Consider the following 15927-nt stretch of genomic DNA (forward strand, 5'->3'; position numbering starts at 1 on the left):
CGCCAGCCACCAAATTAGTCTTACTTTATATTGCAAAATCAGTCTTTCAGACTATAAATTTACTGCTGTTTCGACAAAATATCGCTAATTAGTAGAACTATTAAACTCAAAACAACAAAAGGACGTTCAACCATGCCGCAATCCCGACACCTGCTTTCCGGCCTCGGCCTTTCCCTGATGATGGCCAGCCTCGGCGTCCAGGCCGGTGGCCTGTCCAGCGAACACAAGGCTTTTGGCAAGACCCATGATGGAACCGCCATCGAGCAATATGTGTTGCGCAACAGCCATGGCATGCAAGCCACGGTCATTACCTACGGCGGCGTCTTGCAATCGTTGAAAGTGCCGGACAAGAACGGCAAGTTCGAAGACGTGGTACTGGGCTTTGACGATGTCCAGGGTTATCAGAGCGGCAAGGCATTCTTCGGCGCGACCATCGGACGCTACGGCAATCGCCTGGCCCAGGGTGCCTTCGAACTGGACGGCAAGCGTTACCAGATGCCGCTCAACGATGGCCCCAACTCGCTGCACGGTGGTGCGCTGGGTTTCGACAAGCGCGTCTGGAAAGCACAACCGGTCAACAGCAACGATTCGGTCGGTGTGACCTTGAGCTACCTGTCGCCAGACGGTGAGATGGGCTTTCCCGGCAACCTGAAGGTCGAGATCACCTACAGCCTCAACGACCATAACGAGCTGCGCATCGAGTACAAGGCCTCCACCGACAAACCCACGGTGCTGAACCTCACCAACCACAGTTACTTCAATCTCGCCGGGGCCGGTAACGGTGACGTGCTCAAACAGCTCGCCACCTTGCACGCCAGCCATTACACACCGGTCAACGGCACCTTGATTCCAACCGGTGAACTGGCCCCGGTAGCCGGCACACCGATGGACTTTCGGCAACCGACCGCCATCGGCCAGCGCATCAAGGATGATCATCCGCAACTCAAATTCGCCGAGCCGAAACAAGGTGGTTTTGACTTCAACTGGGTCCTGGATGCCAAGGGTGATGTCAGCCAACTCGCCGCCGATGTGCGCGACCCGCAATCCGGCCGTCGCTTGCAGCTCTACACCAGCGAACCCGGGGTGCAGTTCTACACCAGCAACTTCCTCGACGGTTCGGTCAAGGGCAAGGCTGGCAAGGCCTACGGACACTGGAGCGCATTCACCCTGGAAACCCAGCACTACCCCGACTCGCCGAACCAGCCGGGCTTCCCTAGCACACGGCTGGATCCAGGCCAGACGTATGCCCAGAACACCGTCCTGAAGTTCTCGGCCGACTGAACCTGACCCTGAACGCCCCTGAACCTGTAGGAGATGTCGAGCCTTGGCGAGGCTGCGATAGCGGCAGTACAGTCAACGTTGATGTTGCCTGACCCACCGCTATCGCAGCCTCGCCAAGGCTCGACAGCTCCTACATACCCCCCTAGTCCCCAGTGAACACATGGAACGCATTGAACATCCCACATTGAACAACCGCGATCAGCGTTGTTTCATGCGGTCGATCACCACGGCCAACAGCAGAATGGAACCCCGAATCACGTACTGGTAAAACGTGTCGATGTTTTTCAGGTTCATCGCATTCTCGATGATCGCCAGAATCAACACCCCGGCAATCACGTGCCGAATCATGCCGATCCCGCCGCTCAACGACACCCCACCCAGCACACAGGCGGAAATCACCGTCAATTCGAAACCCTGGCCGATCATCGGCTGGCCGGAGGTCATGCGCGAAGCCAGGATCACCCCGGCCAAGGCACCGATGACCCCGTGCACGGCGAAGATGATGATCTTGGTCCGGTCGACGTTGACCCCGGCCAGCAGCGCCGCTTCCTGGTTGCCGCCAATGGCCATGGTGTTGCGCCCATAGGTGGTGTAATTGAGCAGCCAACCAAAAAACAGGAAACAGCCGATGGTGATCAGGATCGGCACTGGCACGCCGAACAACTGGCCATTGCCATAGATGAAGAACTGATCCTGGGACACGCCGACTGCCTTGCCGTTGGCAAAGATATAGGCCAGGCCACGCACGATTTGCATGGTCGCCAACGTTGTGATCAGCGCGTTGATCCGCAGCTTGGCAATCACGATCCCGTTGATCAGCCCGACAAGCAGCCCCAGCAGCAGCGCCGCGCCGATACCGAGCAACACGCTGTCGGTGTCGCGCATCACCACCGCGGCAACGACCCCGGCACAGGCAATCACCGAGCCCACCGACAAGTCGAAATGTCCGGACGCCAGGCAATACAACATGGTGCACGCGGCGATGCCCGTGGTGGAAATCGCCAACCCCAGGCCGCGCATGTTCAGGGGCGAGAGGAAGTTGTCGATGAGCAGGGTGCAGAGCACAAAGATCCCCAGTGCCGCCAACAGCATCGCCCAATTATCGAGCAGGGCGCGCACATCCAGGGGTTTGTGCGTCGTCGGCAACGCGTTGTTTTGGGTTGTCATAGTCACCTCTCAGTTCACCTGGCCGTCAGCGCATTGGCGCGGCAAGGCCAGTTGCAGCAAGTTGGATTCATTGGCCTGTTCGCGGTTTTTCTCGCCGCGCATCACGCCTTCGCAAAGCACCAGGACGCGGTCGGAGACGCCCATCACTTCCATCAGGTCGCTGGATACGACGATCACCGCAATCCCGCTGGCGGCCAGGTTATGGATAATCTGGTAAATCTCGGCTTTCGCGCCGATATCGATACCGCGCGTCGGCTCGTCGAGCAGCAGCACCTTCATCGGCATCGACAGCCAGCGACCCAGAATGGCCTTCTGCTGATTGCCCCCCGACAGGTACATGATTTTCTGCGCCGCATGGGGCGTTTTCACTTTCAACGCCTTGATCTGCTTGTCGGCGTTGCTCTTCTCCCAACTGTCGCGCAACAGCCAGCCAAACCGGGAATGAGCGCCGCGTGCGCTGATGTTGATGTTCTCGGCAACGCTCGCAAGCGGCACGATGCCCTCTTTCTTGCGGTCCTCGGGACACAGCAGGACACCGGCGGCAATGGCATCGCGCGGCGAGCGCAGCTTCAGTTCCTCACCGCACAGCCGCAGGCTTCCAGCCGTACTGCGCTCAAGACCGCCAAGCAGGCGCAGCAGCTCGGTGCGCCCGGCACCGACCAGCCCGAACAGGCCGAGAATCTCGCCTTGATACGCCTCGAAACTCACCGCGGAGCGCAAGCCAGGCCCCATCAGACCATCGACCTTGAGCGCCACCTCGCCCCGTTGACGAGGGCGGTAGTCGTAGATGTCCTGAATGTCGCGACCGACCATGCAGGTGACCAACTGATCGTGGGTCAGCTCGCTCATGTCCTCGAACGTGCGCACGTAACGACCGTCCTTGAACACGGTCACCGCATTGCAGATACGGAACACTTCCTCCATGCGATGGGAAACGTACAGCACCACTTTGCCCTCATCCCGCAGTCGCCCGATGATCGCCATCAAGCGCTCGATTTCCCGGGCCGACAGGCTGCTGGTGGGTTCGTCGAAGGCAATCACATGGGCGCCACGGGACAACGCCTTGGCGATCTCCACCAACTGCCGTTGCCCCAGGGACAGACGGCCGAGCTTTTCCAGCGGATCGATTTCATCGGCCAGGCCCTTGAGACAGGCCAGTGCCTGCTCGCGCAACGCACGGCGGTTGATCACACCGAAACGGGTTGGCAAATGCCCGAGAAACAGATTTTCCGCCACGGTCATTTCCGGCACCAGGTGCAACTCCTGGTGGATGACAGCCACTCCGCAGGCAATGCTGTCGGCGGCGCACTTGAAGACCATCGTCTGCTCGCCGATCTGCAGGCTTCCGCTGCTGGGGCTGTAGGCACCGCCGAGGACTTTGAGCAAGGTCGACTTGCCTGCACCGTTTTCGCCCATCAGGGCATGCACCCGCCCCGGGTGGGCAGTAAAGCTGATAGCGTCCAGCGCCTTGACCCCGGGAAAGGTTTTGCCAATGCCGTTGAAGCACAGACTGCCGCTGGCACTGTGCTGTTGTTTGTTCAATTGCGCATGCATAACCACCTCATCACACCGATCAGGCAGCCTTGTCACCAAGGCCGCCGAGGAAAACAACCGACCTCAGTTCCACAGACCGATCTTTTCCAGTTCCTGCTTGAAGTTGTCGCGCGTGATCAGTGTCACCTTGTCCATCGCGGTGTATTTCGCGGGTTCCTTGCCGGTGGTGACCCACTCGAACATCATGCTCGCGGTGTTGTAACCCTCAAGGTGCGGACTGGGCAGCATCGAGCCGAAGAAGCCACTGTTGGGCTTCTTCAATTCGCCGATGGCGTCGGTGCCATTGATACCGATACCAATGACATTGGCTGCGGCAAAACCGGCGCTTTCGGTGGCGCGCACGGCGCCCAGTACGCTGTTGTCGTTCATGCCGCCGACGATCAGTTTTTTCGCCGTACCCGGCAGCTTCACCAGTGCCGAGTTGGTGGCATCCATGCTGCCCGGCACGTCGAGGGTCTTGAGCGGTGCAAACAGGATGTGGTCTTTCGGCAGGCCGGCGTCTTCAAGGGATTTGACTGACCCATCGATACGTTTCTTGCCGGTATCGAGTTCGTTGTAGGTAGTGATCACCGCGTAGGTGTCTTTCCAGTCCCAACCGCGCTTCTTCGCTTCGCCAGCCATGGCGGCGCCCTGCTGCTGGCCCACTTCGAAGGCGGCCATGCCGAGGTAGGGCACATCCTCCATGAACTTGCCGCCGGCATCGACGAAGCGGTCATCCACCGCAATCACTTTCAAATCATTGGCCTTGGCCCTGGCCACGATCGCAGGGCCCAGGGACACATCCGGCGCGCAAATCACGAAGCCCTTGGCGCCGTTGGCGGCGAGGCTGTCGATGGCCGAGAGGGTTTTCTCGCCATCCGGCACGGCGATCTTGATCACGGTAAAGCCCTTGTCCTTACCGGCCTTTTCAGCGAAAGCCCATTCGGTCTGGAACCAGGGCTCCTCCGCTTGCTTGACCAGAAACCCGATCTTCGCGGGCTCGGCGGCCAGCAACAGGCTGCTCATGCTGACGGCCGATGCCGCCAGGGCGATACAGCACAGGGAACGGATTACACGATGACGACGATTCATAAAGTGACTCCTTGTTTTTGTTGTGAGTGCGAGCTGTGAACCAGTGCTGCCTGATGCTTGAAATTTATCCTGCAAATCGGTGACAGATTTTCCCGGCGATATCGACCTCAATGGCCAGCACCGCCCCGTCCAGCGGATGATTGAGCGGGCTTGCGGCGCTGGTGATGTACAAGGTTCGCAGATCCTTGCCACCGAACACGCAACTGGTGGGTCGGCTGACGGGGAGCTCGATCACGCGGTCGACCTCGCCGTCGGGCGCCAACCTGAGCAGGCAACCGCCGTCCCAGCGGGCATTCCAGAGATAGCCTTCGGCGTCCATGGCCGAACCGTCCGGGACACCGCGCGGGTGCGGCCCGAACCACTTCCGGGGCGGATCGAGTTGGCCGTCGATACCGATCGAATACCGATACAGCGTGCCGTCCAGGCTGTCGCCAAAATACACCTGCGTGGCGTCCTCGCTCCAAAGCAAGGTATTGGGAATACCTAGGCCACGCAGTAGCGGCGTGACTCGCGCATCGGCGTCGATACGGAACAAGCCACCGGAACGCCGCAGGACCGGCAGGTCTTCGCCCTGCTCCCCGATGTTGTTCTGCATGGTGCCCAGCCAGAGCCTGCCCCCGGCATCGCAACGGGCCTCGTTGGGACGATTGCCCGGTTGCGAATCGGCGACGCAGAGCAAGGACAGGCGCGGCGCCGCTTGTGTGGAGCTCAGGTCAAGGCGATACACGCCGCTGCTCAGGGTCACCAACGCATCGCCGCTTTCGCAGGGAATGAACGCCGACACAGGCTCCGGCAGTTGCCAGACCTGCAGATTTTCGCCACTCAGGCGTAATGCCTGTTGGCCGGCAATATCGACCCAATACAGGGCCCGGCCGGGCGCGTCCCAGAACGGACCCTCGCCCAGTTGCGCACGGTGTTCGGTCACTGCGGTCCACACCATGAAGCCTCCTGGATAGTTACTGTTTTTCGGGCGCTGACGAGCTTGCGCGCGTTACAGCCGGTCACGCGATGGCTGTCCATCCACCAGACGTTGAATGCGCAACGGGTTGGCATTTTTCAATGCGTCCGGGAGCAAACTGTCGGGGTAGTTTTGAAAGCACACCGGGCGCAGGAAACGGTCGATGGCCAGGGTCCCCACTGACGTGCCACGGGCATCCGAGGTCGCCGGAAAAGGCCCGCCGTGCACCATCGAGTCACAGACCTCGACACCGGTCGGATAACCGTTGAGCAAGATGCGACCGACCTTCTGCTCCAGTAACGGCGTCAGCTCGCTGAACTGCGCGAAGTCCGCGGTTTCGCCAATGATCGTCGCCGTCAGTTGGCCGTGCAGCCCGTGCAATGCGGCGCTGAGTTGCGCCTGATCGGCCACTTCAACGAACACGGTGGTCGGACCGAACACTTCTTCCTGCAGCACTTCATCACCATTGACCAGCAAACTCGCATCAGCCTTGAACAACTGTGGCTGCGCCTGATTACCCGCTTGTGGACGGCCGGCCAGGTGCTCGATGCCAGGGTGCGCAAGGAGCCTTTGCAAGCCTTTGCCATAACTGCTCAACGTGCCGGTGTTGAGCATGGTCTGGGCGGGCTGGTCGCCGATAAGTTGCGCGACCTGCCGAGTGAACGCAGTGAACTGCAGTGAACCGATGCCGATCACCAGGCCCGGGTTGGTACAGAACTGACCGCAGCCTTGCACCACCGAGGCGGTCAGGTCACGGGCGATGGTATCTGCCCGCGCTTGCAGCGCCTGGGGTAACACGATCACCGGGTTGATGCTCGACATCTCGGCGAACACCGGGATCGGTTGCGGGCGTGCCGCCGCCATGTCGCACAGCGCTCGACCGCCCTTGAGCGAGCCGGTGAAACCGACCGCCTGGATTGCCGGATGCTTGACCAACGCCTCACCGACCCCGGCGCCATAGATCATGTTGAATACGCCGGCGGGCATTCCGTTTGCCTCGGCCGCCCGGATGATCGCATCGGCGACCCGTTCGGCGGTCGCCATGTGCCCGCTGTGCGCCTTGACGACCACGGGACAACCGGCCGCCAGCGCCGCAGCCGTGTCGCCGCCGGCAGTGGAAAACGCCAGCGGAAAATTGCTCGCGCCAAACACCGCCACCGGCCCCAGGCCAATGCGGTACTGACGCAGATCCGGGCGCGGTAACGGTTGGCGATCAGGCAACGCCCGATCGATGCGCGCCCCGTAGAAATCGCCACGATGCAGCACGTCGGCGAACAGCCGCATCTGGCCACTGGTACGCTTGCGCTCGCCCTGGATGCGTGCAACGGGCAACGCGGTTTCACGGCAAACCAGGGCGATGAACTCATCGTCCAGCGCATCCAGTTCATCGGCCACTGACGCCAGGAAATACGCGCGACGCTGCGCACTCAAGGCTCGATAGGCCGGGTAGGCCGTCGCGGCAGCATTGGCGGCGGCATCGACCTCCTGCGCCGTCGCCTGGTGGAAAGCATGGGGCAATGCTTCGCCAGTCTGCGCGTCGAAGCTCTGCAGGGTCACGGTGCCGGTCGCACTGCGCCGGCCGCCGATGTAGTTGTGACCAAGAATCTGAGTCATGCCTGTCTCCTTAAAGTGTGCCTACTTGACCGGGGGCCAGCTCCGCGTCGCCGCTGGCGATACCGTTGATCAAGGGCGCGCCGAACTCCGCCTGACTGATTTCGAACACATCGCCCGGCTGCGTACGGATACCGTCTGCGAAAGACAGGGTCGCGGTGCCGAAGAAGTGAATGTGTACATCCCCCGGCCGCAGGAACTGACGGTATTTAAAGTGGTGGTATTCAAGGTTTTCCAGGCTGTGGCACATATTGGCTTCGCCACTGAGGAACTCGTTCTGCCATACGACCTTGCCATTACGCAAAATGCGACTGCTGCCAGCCAGGTGCTGGGGCAGTTCACCGACCCGCAGTTCAGGACCATAACTGCAATTGCGTAATTTGGAGTGGGCCAGGTACAGGTAATTCCTGCGCTCCATCACGTGATCGGAGAACTCGTTGCCCACGGCAAACCCCAGGCGATAAGGCTTGCCGTCGTGGCCGATGACATACAGGCCGCCGATTTCCGGCTCTTCGCCGGCGTCTTCGGCGAATGGCGGCAGCGCGAATGCCTGACCCGGACGCACGACAGTGCTGCCGTCGCCCTTGTAGAACCATTCCGGTTGCACACCGACCTGACCGGCAGCGGGTTTACCGCCTTCCACGCCCCACTTGAAGATCCGCATGGTGTCGGTCATCGCGCTGTCGTCACCGGCCTGCTGATGCATCTTGTCCCGTGCCGCCGCGCTGCCCAGATGGGTCAGGCCGGTGCCGCTGACCAGCATATGCGCCGGGTCCGGGTGATCCAGTGGCACCAGTATCCTGAGCTCGGCCAGCAATTGCGCATAATCGTGACTCCCCCCCAGGCCGAGGCGCTGGACCTGCTGCCGCAGATCGACGCCCGTCTCGATGGCGGCCAGCGCCAGCTCGCGCACCGTGCGCGCGGATTGCACTTCACGGACCAGACCGTCCTCGACCACGCCGACCCGGCGCTCGCCGTTACTCAATTCGAACTGAACTAAACGCATGAACCTTCTCCTGATCGCGGGCTCAGGAATTTTGGTTTCAGCGTGATGCGACGAATCGGTCGCAGCTCCTGACCCATGGGATCGATCTCCAATTGTTGTTTTTATGGAAGCTCGGGGACGCCTCTCGCGGAAAACCGCCAGGGTCATACCTCAGTTGCAAACGACTATATAGTATTACTATTTACTCAGCAAGACTTCCAAACCTGGGAATTTACGCTTATGTTAGCGCCAGAAAAGAACAATATAGTCTTACTATAAGAGATCTAGCCATGTCTGATAAAAAACCCGACCTGCGCTCCGCCCAGTGGTTTGGTACCGCCGACAAGAACGGCTTCATGTACCGCAGCTGGATGAAGAACCAGGGCATTGCCGACCATCAGTTCCATGGCAAGCCCATCATCGGGATCTGCAACACCTGGTCGGAGCTGACCCCGTGCAACGCGCACTTCCGCCAGATTGCCGAGCATGTCAAACGCGGGGTGATCGAGGCCGGCGGCTTTCCCGTGGAGTTCCCGGTGTTCTCCAACGGAGAGTCGAACCTGCGCCCCACCGCCATGCTCACCCGCAACCTGGCGAGCATGGACGTCGAGGAAGCCATTCGCGGCAACCCGATCGACGGCGTGGTGCTGCTGACCGGCTGCGACAAGACCACGCCGGCGCTGTTGATGGGCGCCGCCAGTTGCGACGTCCCCGCCATCGTCGTCACCGGCGGGCCGATGCTCAACGGCAAGCACAAGGGCCAGGACATCGGCTCGGGTACCGTGGTGTGGCAACTCAGCGAACAGGTCAAGGCCGGCACCATCAGCATCGACGACTTCCTGGCGGCCGAGGGCGGCATGTCTCGCTCGGCGGGGACCTGCAACACCATGGGCACCGCCTCCACGATGGCCTGCATGGCCGAGGCACTGGGCACCTCCCTGCCCCACAACGCGGCGATTCCGGCGGTGGATGCGCGCCGTTATGTCCTGGCGCACATGTCCGGGATGCGCGCGGTGGAGATGGTTCGCGAAGACCTGAAACTGTCGAAGATCCTCACCAAGGAAGCCTTCGAAAATGCCATTCGCGTCAACGCTGCCATCGGCGGCTCGACCAACGCGGTGATTCACTTGAAAGCCATCGCCGGACGCATCGGCGTCGAGCTTGAACTGGATGACTGGACCCGCATCGGTCGCGGCATGCCGACCATTGTCGACCTGCAACCGTCCGGGCGTTTCCTGATGGAAGAGTTCTACTATGCCGGCGGCCTGCCGGCCGTGCTGCGCCGCCTTGGCGAAGCCAACCTGATTCCTCATCCCGACGCCTTGACCGTCAATGGCAAGTCGATCGGCGACAACACCAGAGAGGCACCGATCTACGGCCAGGACGAAGTGATCCGCCCTCTCTCCAACCCAATCCGTGCGGACGGCGGCATCTGCGTGCTGCGTGGCAACCTGGCCCCTCTCGGCGCCGTGCTCAAGCCTTCCGCCGCCAGCGCCGAACTGATGCAGCATCGCGGCCGTGCGGTGGTGTTCGAGAACTTCGACATGTACAAGGCGCGGATCAACGACCCGGAGCTGGACGTCGATGCCGACTCGATCCTGGTGATGAAAAACTGCGGTCCCAAGGGTTATCCCGGCATGGCGGAAGTAGGCAACATGGGCTTGCCGGCCAAATTGCTGGCCCAAGGCGTCACCGACATGGTGCGGATTTCCGACGCACGCATGAGCGGCACGGCGTACGGCACCGTAGTCTTGCACGTCGCCCCGGAAGCAGCTGCCGGCGGACCTTTGGCCGCCGTGAAAGAAGGCGACTGGATCGAACTCGATTGTGCCAATGGGCGTCTGCACCTGGACATCCCGGACGCCGAGCTGGCGGCGCGCATGGCCGACCTGCAAGCTCCACAGAAACTGATCGTGGGCGGCTATCGCCAGCTGTACATCGACCACGTGCTACAGGCGGACCAGGGCTGCGACTTCGACTTTCTGGTGGGTTGCCGCGGCGCCGAGGTGCCGCGTCATTCACACTGATAGTGAATCGGTTCAGGCGTACAGGAGCGCCTGATAGAGATGGCAGCGATGTTATGATGCCGTGTATTTCGTCAGAGCAGCGCCCCTGTCATGGATCAGCAGTCCCCCAAGCCACGCAAGAGCATGCATGCCCAGATCGTCCAGGAACTGGGCATGCACATTGTCTCCGGACGCCTCAAGCCGGAAGAACGATTGCCCCAGGAGGCAACGCTGTGCGAGACCTATCAGGTCAGTCGGTCGGTGCTGCGCGAAGCCACCCGGGTGCTGAGCGCCAAGGGGCTGGTGTACTCCAAGCCACGGGTCGGCGCGCTAGTGCGCCCTCGCTCGAAATGGCACTTGCTGGATCCCGACGTGCTGTCCTGGCTGATGCAGTCCACACCTCACAGCGAGTTCTTCAACACCTTGTCGGGCGTGCGCCGAATCCTTGAACCGGAAATCGCCGCCATGGCCGCCACCACGGCGACCGACGCCGACATCGCGATCATCGAAAAAGCCTACCAGGCCATGGAAACGGCAAAGACCCACGAGAACCTCTTGCAGGCGGACCTGGATTTTCACCATGCGATCGCCGACGCGACCCGCAACGACTTGCTCGCCTACATGTGCAACATGCTTTCGCTGCCGCTGCGCGAGTCAATCAGTATCACCAACCGGCGCCCCGACATTCAAAGGCTCAGCCTGCCCCGGCACAAGGCGATACTGACCGCCATCAAGAATCGTGACGCCCTCGGTGCCCGGCATGCCTCGCTGGTGCAACTTGACGATACCCGTGTCGCCCTGGATACCGTGATGAATGTCCTCACCCCGCTGTAACGCAGGCCCGGCTCAGGCCTTGGCCCCCAACTCGGCGGAAATCCGGGCCGCGACCTGCTTGATCAGCGGAATCAGCTCGGCCATTTTCTCCAGTGGCATATAGGGTACGGTGCTGGCAATGCTGATCCCGGCGACGATTCGCCGGCTGGCATCGCGTACCGGCGCCGCGACACAGCGGATCGACGGTTCATTGTCTTCCAGGTCAAAGGCGTAGCCGCCCGCCACGTACTCCAGCATGCGCTGCTGGAATTGCTCCCAGGATGGCTCCGGGCGCTGCGGCCATAACTGGTTTTGCCCGCCCGCCGGCAAGCTGGTCCGATACAGGCGCTGCCACTCCTGCGGCGAGTCATCGAGCATGAGCGCCTTGCCGATCCCGGTGCGCGCCAAGGGCATGCGATGACCGACCCGCGAACGCATTTCCGGACCATTGCGCCCGGGATTCTTGTGCAGGTACAGCACGTCGTCGTCTTCACGAATCGCCAGGTGAATGGTATCGCCGGTCAACGCCGACAACTCGTCCAGATACGGCCCGGCCAGGGTCACCAGCGGCAGCGCTTCGCGCGCCTGGAAACCCAGCTCGATCAGCTTGGGCCCCAGCAGGTAACCGATTTGCGGCACGACCCGCAGATAGCGCTCCTCCACCAGGCAACTGGCCAGACGATGGGTGGTGCTGCGGGTGGTCCCGATCAGCCGGGCAATTTCCTTGAGGTCGCGAGCACCACTGGCCACGGCCTGAACCACCCCCAGGCCGCGTAGCAGCGTCTGGGTACCTGTCGGCGCGGCGTCCTTGGCGTTTTTTGCGACGTCTTCCTGCATATCTGGCCTTCAACAATCAGCGAGGGAACCGGCGGCATTATGGTCGCCCGGTCTTGCGCTTGCCAGGGTCTGTACGAGAACTCGCCGAGCGGCGATCAGGCAAGGCAAAAACAGGCGAGGAAGCGGAGTTTACGGGTTGTAAATGAGCATTACTCGCTTCGCTCGCCCTTCGGGCCGTCCTTTGGACGTTCTCACTTCGTTCGTCCGAGCCTGTTTTTAACGCAGCATGATCGTCGCGCAGGCAGTTATCGTACAGAGCCTAGAGCTCGATCCGCGCAACCTTGCCTACCAGCAACACATAGGACAGGGCGCCGATCAACGCCAGCGCGGCGATGTAGGTGATCGCCGGGGCGAAGGAGTCGCCGCTGGCGAGAAAGCCGATCACGATCGGCGTGGCGATCGCCGCCAGATTGCCGATGCAGTTGAACACCCCGCCCGTCAGCCCCAACAAGCGTGCCGGTGCCAAGGTCGAGACCAGCGACCAGCTGATCGAAGCCAGCCCGTTGCCGAAAAACGCCAGCGCCAGGAAGGCGATCACCCACGGCGTCGATTCGACAAAGTTGGCACCGATGATCGAGGTGGAAATCAGCAACCCGCCAATGATCGGCAACTTGCGGGCGAAACCGATCGTCGCGCCGCGGCGGATCAGCCAGTCGGAGAAGAACCCCGAGCAGAGCACGCCAATGAACGCCGCGAGAAACGGCAGCGACGCCAGCAGGCCGGACTTGATGAAGTCCATGCCGCGATATTTCACCAGATAGGTCGGAAACCAGGTCAGGAAAAACCACAACGTCGAATTGAGACAGAACTGTCCGAGGTAGATGCCCCACAACTTGCGTTGGCTCAACACAGTGCCCAGGTCCGTCCAGTTGAACGGAGCCTTGCGCCGGGCCGTCTCGGCCTGGATATCGACCAGCCCGCCGCCCTCACGGATGAGCTCGACTTCCGCCAGATTGGCCCCCTTGAAATCCCGTGGCTCGCGATACACCGCGTACCACACGGCCGCCCAGAGAATCCCCACCGCACCAGTGCTGACGAATACCATGTGCCAGCCGTATTGATGTTGCAGCCAGGCCAATACGGGCGTCAGAAAGGCCAGCCCGACGAACTGCCCGGAGGTGTAGAAGCCGATAGCGGTCGCGCGCTCACGCTCGGGAAACCAGGTGGTCACCACCCGGCTGTTGATCGGATAGGCAGGTGCTTCCAGCGCGCCCACGGCCATGCGCAAAACGAACAGCGCGATGAAGCTGGCGGCGAAACCGAGCATCACCGTGGCCACCGACCACAGTAGCAGCGCAACGCTGTAGAGGATGCGCGGCGGCACCCGGTCCACCAGCCAGCCACCGGGGATCTGCATGGCGGCGTAGGTCCAGCCGAATGCCGAGAAGATCAGCCCGACATGGATCGGATCGATGCCCAGTTCACTGGTCAGCGCCGGGGCGGCTATCGACAGGTTGCTGCGGTCCAGGTAGTTGATCACCACGGTGATGAACAGCAGGACCATGATGAAAAAACGCTTGCGGCTCGGCGTCACCAACGACGCCTGCCCGGTGAAAGTCTCAGGATGCATGGGGTGCCTCTTCTTATGATTATTGAGGGCGATACAAAGACTTGTGCTGATACCTTGCTCGCGATTGGGCCGACGCGGTATGCCTGAACATCCTCGCTGCACATGCCGCCGTCTTCGCGAGCAAGCTCGCTCCCACAGGGGAACTGTGTTGGGTCAGACCACTATTACCACTCGGCAAAACTGCCATCGGCATGGCGCCAGATCGGGTTGCGCCAGCGGTGGCCAATGGCGGCGCGTTCGATGACGTACTCCTCGTTGATCTCGATGCCCAGGCCTGGACCGTTCGGGATTTTCACGAAGCCTTTGTCGTAGTCGAACACCCGCGCATCCTTGACGTAATCCAGCAGGTCGTTGCTTTCGTTGTAATGAATACCCAGGCTCTGCTCCTGGATAAACGCGTTGTAGCAAACCGCGTCCAGTTGCAGGCACGCCGCCAGCGCAATCGGACCCAGCGGGCAATGCAGCGCCAACGCCACGTCATAGGCTTCGGCCATGTTGGCGATTTTGCGGGTTTCGGTGATGCCGCCGGCATGGGAAGCATCCGGCTGGATGATGTCGACATAGCCCTCGCTGAGCACCCGTTTGAAATCCCAACGGGAAAACAAACGCTCGCCCAGCGCAATTGGCGTGCTGGTCAGCGGCGCCAACTCTTTCAATGCTTCATAGTTTTCACTGAGTACTGGCTCTTCGATGAACATCAGCTTGTAGGCGTCGAGTTCCTTCATCAGCACCTTGGCCATCGGTTTGTGGACCCGGCCATGGAAGTCCACGCCAATCCCCACATTCGGTCCCACCGCATCACGCACGGCGGCGACGTTGGCCAGCGCCAGGTCGACTTTCTCGAAGGTATCGACGAATTGCAGCTCTTCGGTGCCGTTCATTTTCACCGCGGTGAAACCACGCTCGACGGCGTCCCTGGCAGCCCTCGCAGTGTCGGCCGGACGGTCGCCGCCGATCCACGAATAGACGCGAATCTTGTCACGAACCTGTCCCCCCAGCAGATCACTGACCGACACGCCAAGTGCCTTGCCCTTGATGTCCCACAGCGCCTGATCGATCCCGGCCAGGGCGCTCATGTGCACCGCGCCGCCACGGTAGAAACCGCCGCGATAGAGCACGGTCCAGATGTCTTCGATGTTGCGCGGGTCCTTGCCGATCAGATAGTCCGACAGCTCATCAACGGCCGCCGCGACGGTATGGGCCCGGCCTTCGACCACGGGTTCGCCCCAGCCGGTCACGCCTTCGTCGGTTTCGATTTTGAGGAACAACCAGCGCGGTGGAACGATAAAGGTCGTCAGTTTGGTGATTTTCATCGTCAGCTCTCTTGTTATCAGCTCTTGTAGGAGCAGCCGGTCGACGCTCGATTGCTCGCGATGCAGACGGCGCGGTCTGCCTGTTTCACCGCAGTGATGCCATCGCGAGCAAGCTCGGCTCCTACAGGGATTGTCTTAACGCAACGCGTTCCATGCCTGCACATAAGCCTTGGCGCGGACCGCTACTTCGTCAGGTGTCAGCCCCGGTTTGAACAGCCCGGAGCCCAGACCGAAACCGCTGACGCCCGCCTCGAGAAATACCTGCATGTTGTCCGGCGTGATCCCGCCCACCGGAATCAGCAACGTTCCTGCCGGCAGCACCGCCAGCCAGGCCTTGACCACCGCCGGGCCCATTTGCTCTGCCGGAAACATCTTCAAGACATCGGCGCCTTCGGCCAGTGCGGCAAAGGCTTCGGTCGGCGTGGCAACACCAGGCGACAAGTACAAACCCGCTGCCTTGGCCGCGCGCAACACCTTGGGATCACTGTGGGGCATGACGATCACCTGCCCGCCGGCCGCCTTCACTTGCAGGACCTGTTCAGGGGTCAACACCGTACCAGCGCCGATCAGGCAATCGGCGGGCAAGATGCTGCGCAGAATGCGGATACTTTCGTACGGTTCAGGGGAGTTGAGTGGCACTTCAATGACGCGAAAACCTGCCTGATACAACACCTCGCCGATGGCCGCCGCCTCTTGCGGGCGCAGGCCGCGAAGGATCGCGATCAGACCGTTTTTCGCCAGTGCTTGCTTGAGCATGTCAG

The 15927-nt window shown here is 61.3% G+C and carries 13 protein-coding genes; 3 read left to right on the forward strand and 10 right to left on the reverse strand.

Annotation, left to right across the window (positions count from 1 at the left end; translation table 11 throughout):
- Nucleotides 1-132: 132 nt before the first annotated feature.
- The gene (locus AC07W5_RS08865) at nt 133-1281 is read left to right on the forward strand and encodes an aldose epimerase family protein (RefSeq protein WP_495023188.1); all 1149 of its coding nucleotides are present in this window, start codon (nt 133-135) and stop codon (nt 1279-1281) included.
- A gap of 198 nt (nt 1282-1479) precedes the next feature.
- On the opposite strand, the gene araH is transcribed toward AC07W5_RS08865, so the two are convergent.
- The 6 genes from araH to araD1 form a co-directional block, all read right to left on the reverse strand.
- Nucleotides 1480-2448, reverse strand: a complete 969-nt coding sequence (gene araH / locus AC07W5_RS08870) for an L-arabinose ABC transporter permease AraH (RefSeq protein WP_123583067.1) — start codon at nt 2446-2448, stop codon at nt 1480-1482.
- 9 nt (nt 2449-2457) lie between these two features.
- Nucleotides 2458-4002 (reverse strand): L-arabinose ABC transporter ATP-binding protein AraG, encoded by a 1545-nt coding sequence (araG, locus tag AC07W5_RS08875; protein WP_495023189.1) that lies wholly within the window; start codon nt 4000-4002, stop codon nt 2458-2460.
- A 63-nt stretch (nt 4003-4065) separates the two neighbouring features.
- Nucleotides 4066-5073, reverse strand: a complete 1008-nt coding sequence (locus AC07W5_RS08880) for a substrate-binding domain-containing protein (protein ID WP_495023190.1) — start codon at nt 5071-5073, stop codon at nt 4066-4068.
- Nucleotides 5074-5137: 64 nt separating this feature from the next.
- Entirely contained in the window at nt 5138-6013 is an 876-nt protein-coding gene (locus AC07W5_RS08885; protein ID WP_494993973.1) for an SMP-30/gluconolactonase/LRE family protein, read from the reverse strand.
- 51 nt (nt 6014-6064) lie between these two features.
- On the reverse strand, nt 6065-7645 hold the full coding sequence (locus tag AC07W5_RS08890; RefSeq protein ID WP_495023191.1) for an aldehyde dehydrogenase (NADP(+)): 1581 nt from the start codon (nt 7643-7645) through the stop codon (nt 6065-6067).
- A gap of 10 nt (nt 7646-7655) precedes the next feature.
- Nucleotides 7656-8648 carry an AraD1 family protein gene (gene araD1 / locus AC07W5_RS08895; RefSeq protein ID WP_494993975.1) on the reverse strand — a complete coding sequence of 331 codons (993 nt, stop codon included), beginning with the start codon at nt 8646-8648 and terminating at the stop codon, nt 7656-7658.
- Between the two features lie 269 nt (nt 8649-8917).
- Between araD1 and AC07W5_RS08900 the strand changes: the two genes are divergently transcribed.
- Both AC07W5_RS08900 and AC07W5_RS08905 read left to right on the forward strand, forming a co-directional pair.
- Nucleotides 8918-10654 (forward strand): IlvD/Edd family dehydratase, encoded by a 1737-nt coding sequence (locus AC07W5_RS08900; protein ID WP_495010706.1) that lies wholly within the window; start codon nt 8918-8920, stop codon nt 10652-10654.
- 90 nt (nt 10655-10744) lie between these two features.
- The gene (locus AC07W5_RS08905) at nt 10745-11467 is read left to right on the forward strand and encodes a FadR/GntR family transcriptional regulator (protein WP_494993977.1); all 723 of its coding nucleotides are present in this window, start codon (nt 10745-10747) and stop codon (nt 11465-11467) included.
- 12 nt (nt 11468-11479) lie between these two features.
- On the opposite strand, the gene AC07W5_RS08910 is transcribed toward AC07W5_RS08905, so the two are convergent.
- The 4 genes from AC07W5_RS08910 to AC07W5_RS08925 form a co-directional block, all read right to left on the reverse strand.
- Entirely contained in the window at nt 11480-12283 is an 804-nt protein-coding gene (locus AC07W5_RS08910; protein WP_495023192.1) for an IclR family transcriptional regulator, read from the reverse strand.
- A gap of 259 nt (nt 12284-12542) precedes the next feature.
- Nucleotides 12543-13853 carry an MFS transporter gene (locus AC07W5_RS08915; protein ID WP_495023193.1) on the reverse strand — a complete coding sequence of 437 codons (1311 nt, stop codon included), beginning with the start codon at nt 13851-13853 and terminating at the stop codon, nt 12543-12545.
- Between the two features lie 164 nt (nt 13854-14017).
- On the reverse strand, nt 14018-15166 hold the full coding sequence (dgoD, locus tag AC07W5_RS08920; protein WP_494993980.1) for a galactonate dehydratase: 1149 nt from the start codon (nt 15164-15166) through the stop codon (nt 14018-14020).
- Nucleotides 15167-15301: 135 nt separating this feature from the next.
- Nucleotides 15302-15922 carry a 2-dehydro-3-deoxy-6-phosphogalactonate aldolase gene (locus AC07W5_RS08925; RefSeq protein WP_495023194.1) on the reverse strand — a complete coding sequence of 207 codons (621 nt, stop codon included), beginning with the start codon at nt 15920-15922 and terminating at the stop codon, nt 15302-15304.
- Nucleotides 15923-15927: the final 5 nt, after the last annotated feature.

The sequence above is a fragment of the Pseudomonas sp. GW821-FHT01E05 genome (genome assembly GCF_059422425.1).

Excerpts from the sequence above, each read along its gene's own strand:
- AC07W5_RS08915 (WP_495023193.1), bottom strand. The coding sequence starts at position 13,853 with ATGCATCCTGAGACTTTCACCGGGCAGGCGTCGTTGGTGACGCCGAGC.
- AC07W5_RS08925 (WP_495023194.1), bottom strand. The coding sequence starts at position 15,922 with ATGCTCAAGCAAGCACTGGCGAAAAACGGTCTGATCGCGATCCTTCGC.
- AC07W5_RS08910 (WP_495023192.1), bottom strand. The coding sequence starts at position 12,283 with ATGCAGGAAGACGTCGCAAAAAACGCCAAGGACGCCGCGCCGACAGGT.
- AC07W5_RS08880 (WP_495023190.1), bottom strand. The coding sequence starts at position 5,073 with ATGAATCGTCGTCATCGTGTAATCCGTTCCCTGTGCTGTATCGCCCTG.
- araH (WP_123583067.1), bottom strand. The coding sequence starts at position 2,448 with ATGACAACCCAAAACAACGCGTTGCCGACGACGCACAAACCCCTGGAT.
- AC07W5_RS08885 (WP_494993973.1), bottom strand. The coding sequence starts at position 6,013 with ATGGTGTGGACCGCAGTGACCGAACACCGTGCGCAACTGGGCGAGGGT.
- AC07W5_RS08905 (WP_494993977.1), top strand. The coding sequence starts at position 10,745 with ATGGATCAGCAGTCCCCCAAGCCACGCAAGAGCATGCATGCCCAGATC.
- AC07W5_RS08900 (WP_495010706.1), top strand. The coding sequence starts at position 8,918 with ATGTCTGATAAAAAACCCGACCTGCGCTCCGCCCAGTGGTTTGGTACC.
- araG (WP_495023189.1), bottom strand. The coding sequence starts at position 4,002 with ATGCATGCGCAATTGAACAAACAACAGCACAGTGCCAGCGGCAGTCTG.
- dgoD (WP_494993980.1), bottom strand. The coding sequence starts at position 15,166 with ATGAAAATCACCAAACTGACGACCTTTATCGTTCCACCGCGCTGGTTG.
- araD1 (WP_494993975.1), bottom strand. The coding sequence starts at position 8,648 with ATGCGTTTAGTTCAGTTCGAATTGAGTAACGGCGAGCGCCGGGTCGGC.
- AC07W5_RS08865 (WP_495023188.1), top strand. The coding sequence starts at position 133 with ATGCCGCAATCCCGACACCTGCTTTCCGGCCTCGGCCTTTCCCTGATG.
- AC07W5_RS08890 (WP_495023191.1), bottom strand. The coding sequence starts at position 7,645 with ATGACTCAGATTCTTGGTCACAACTACATCGGCGGCCGGCGCAGTGCG.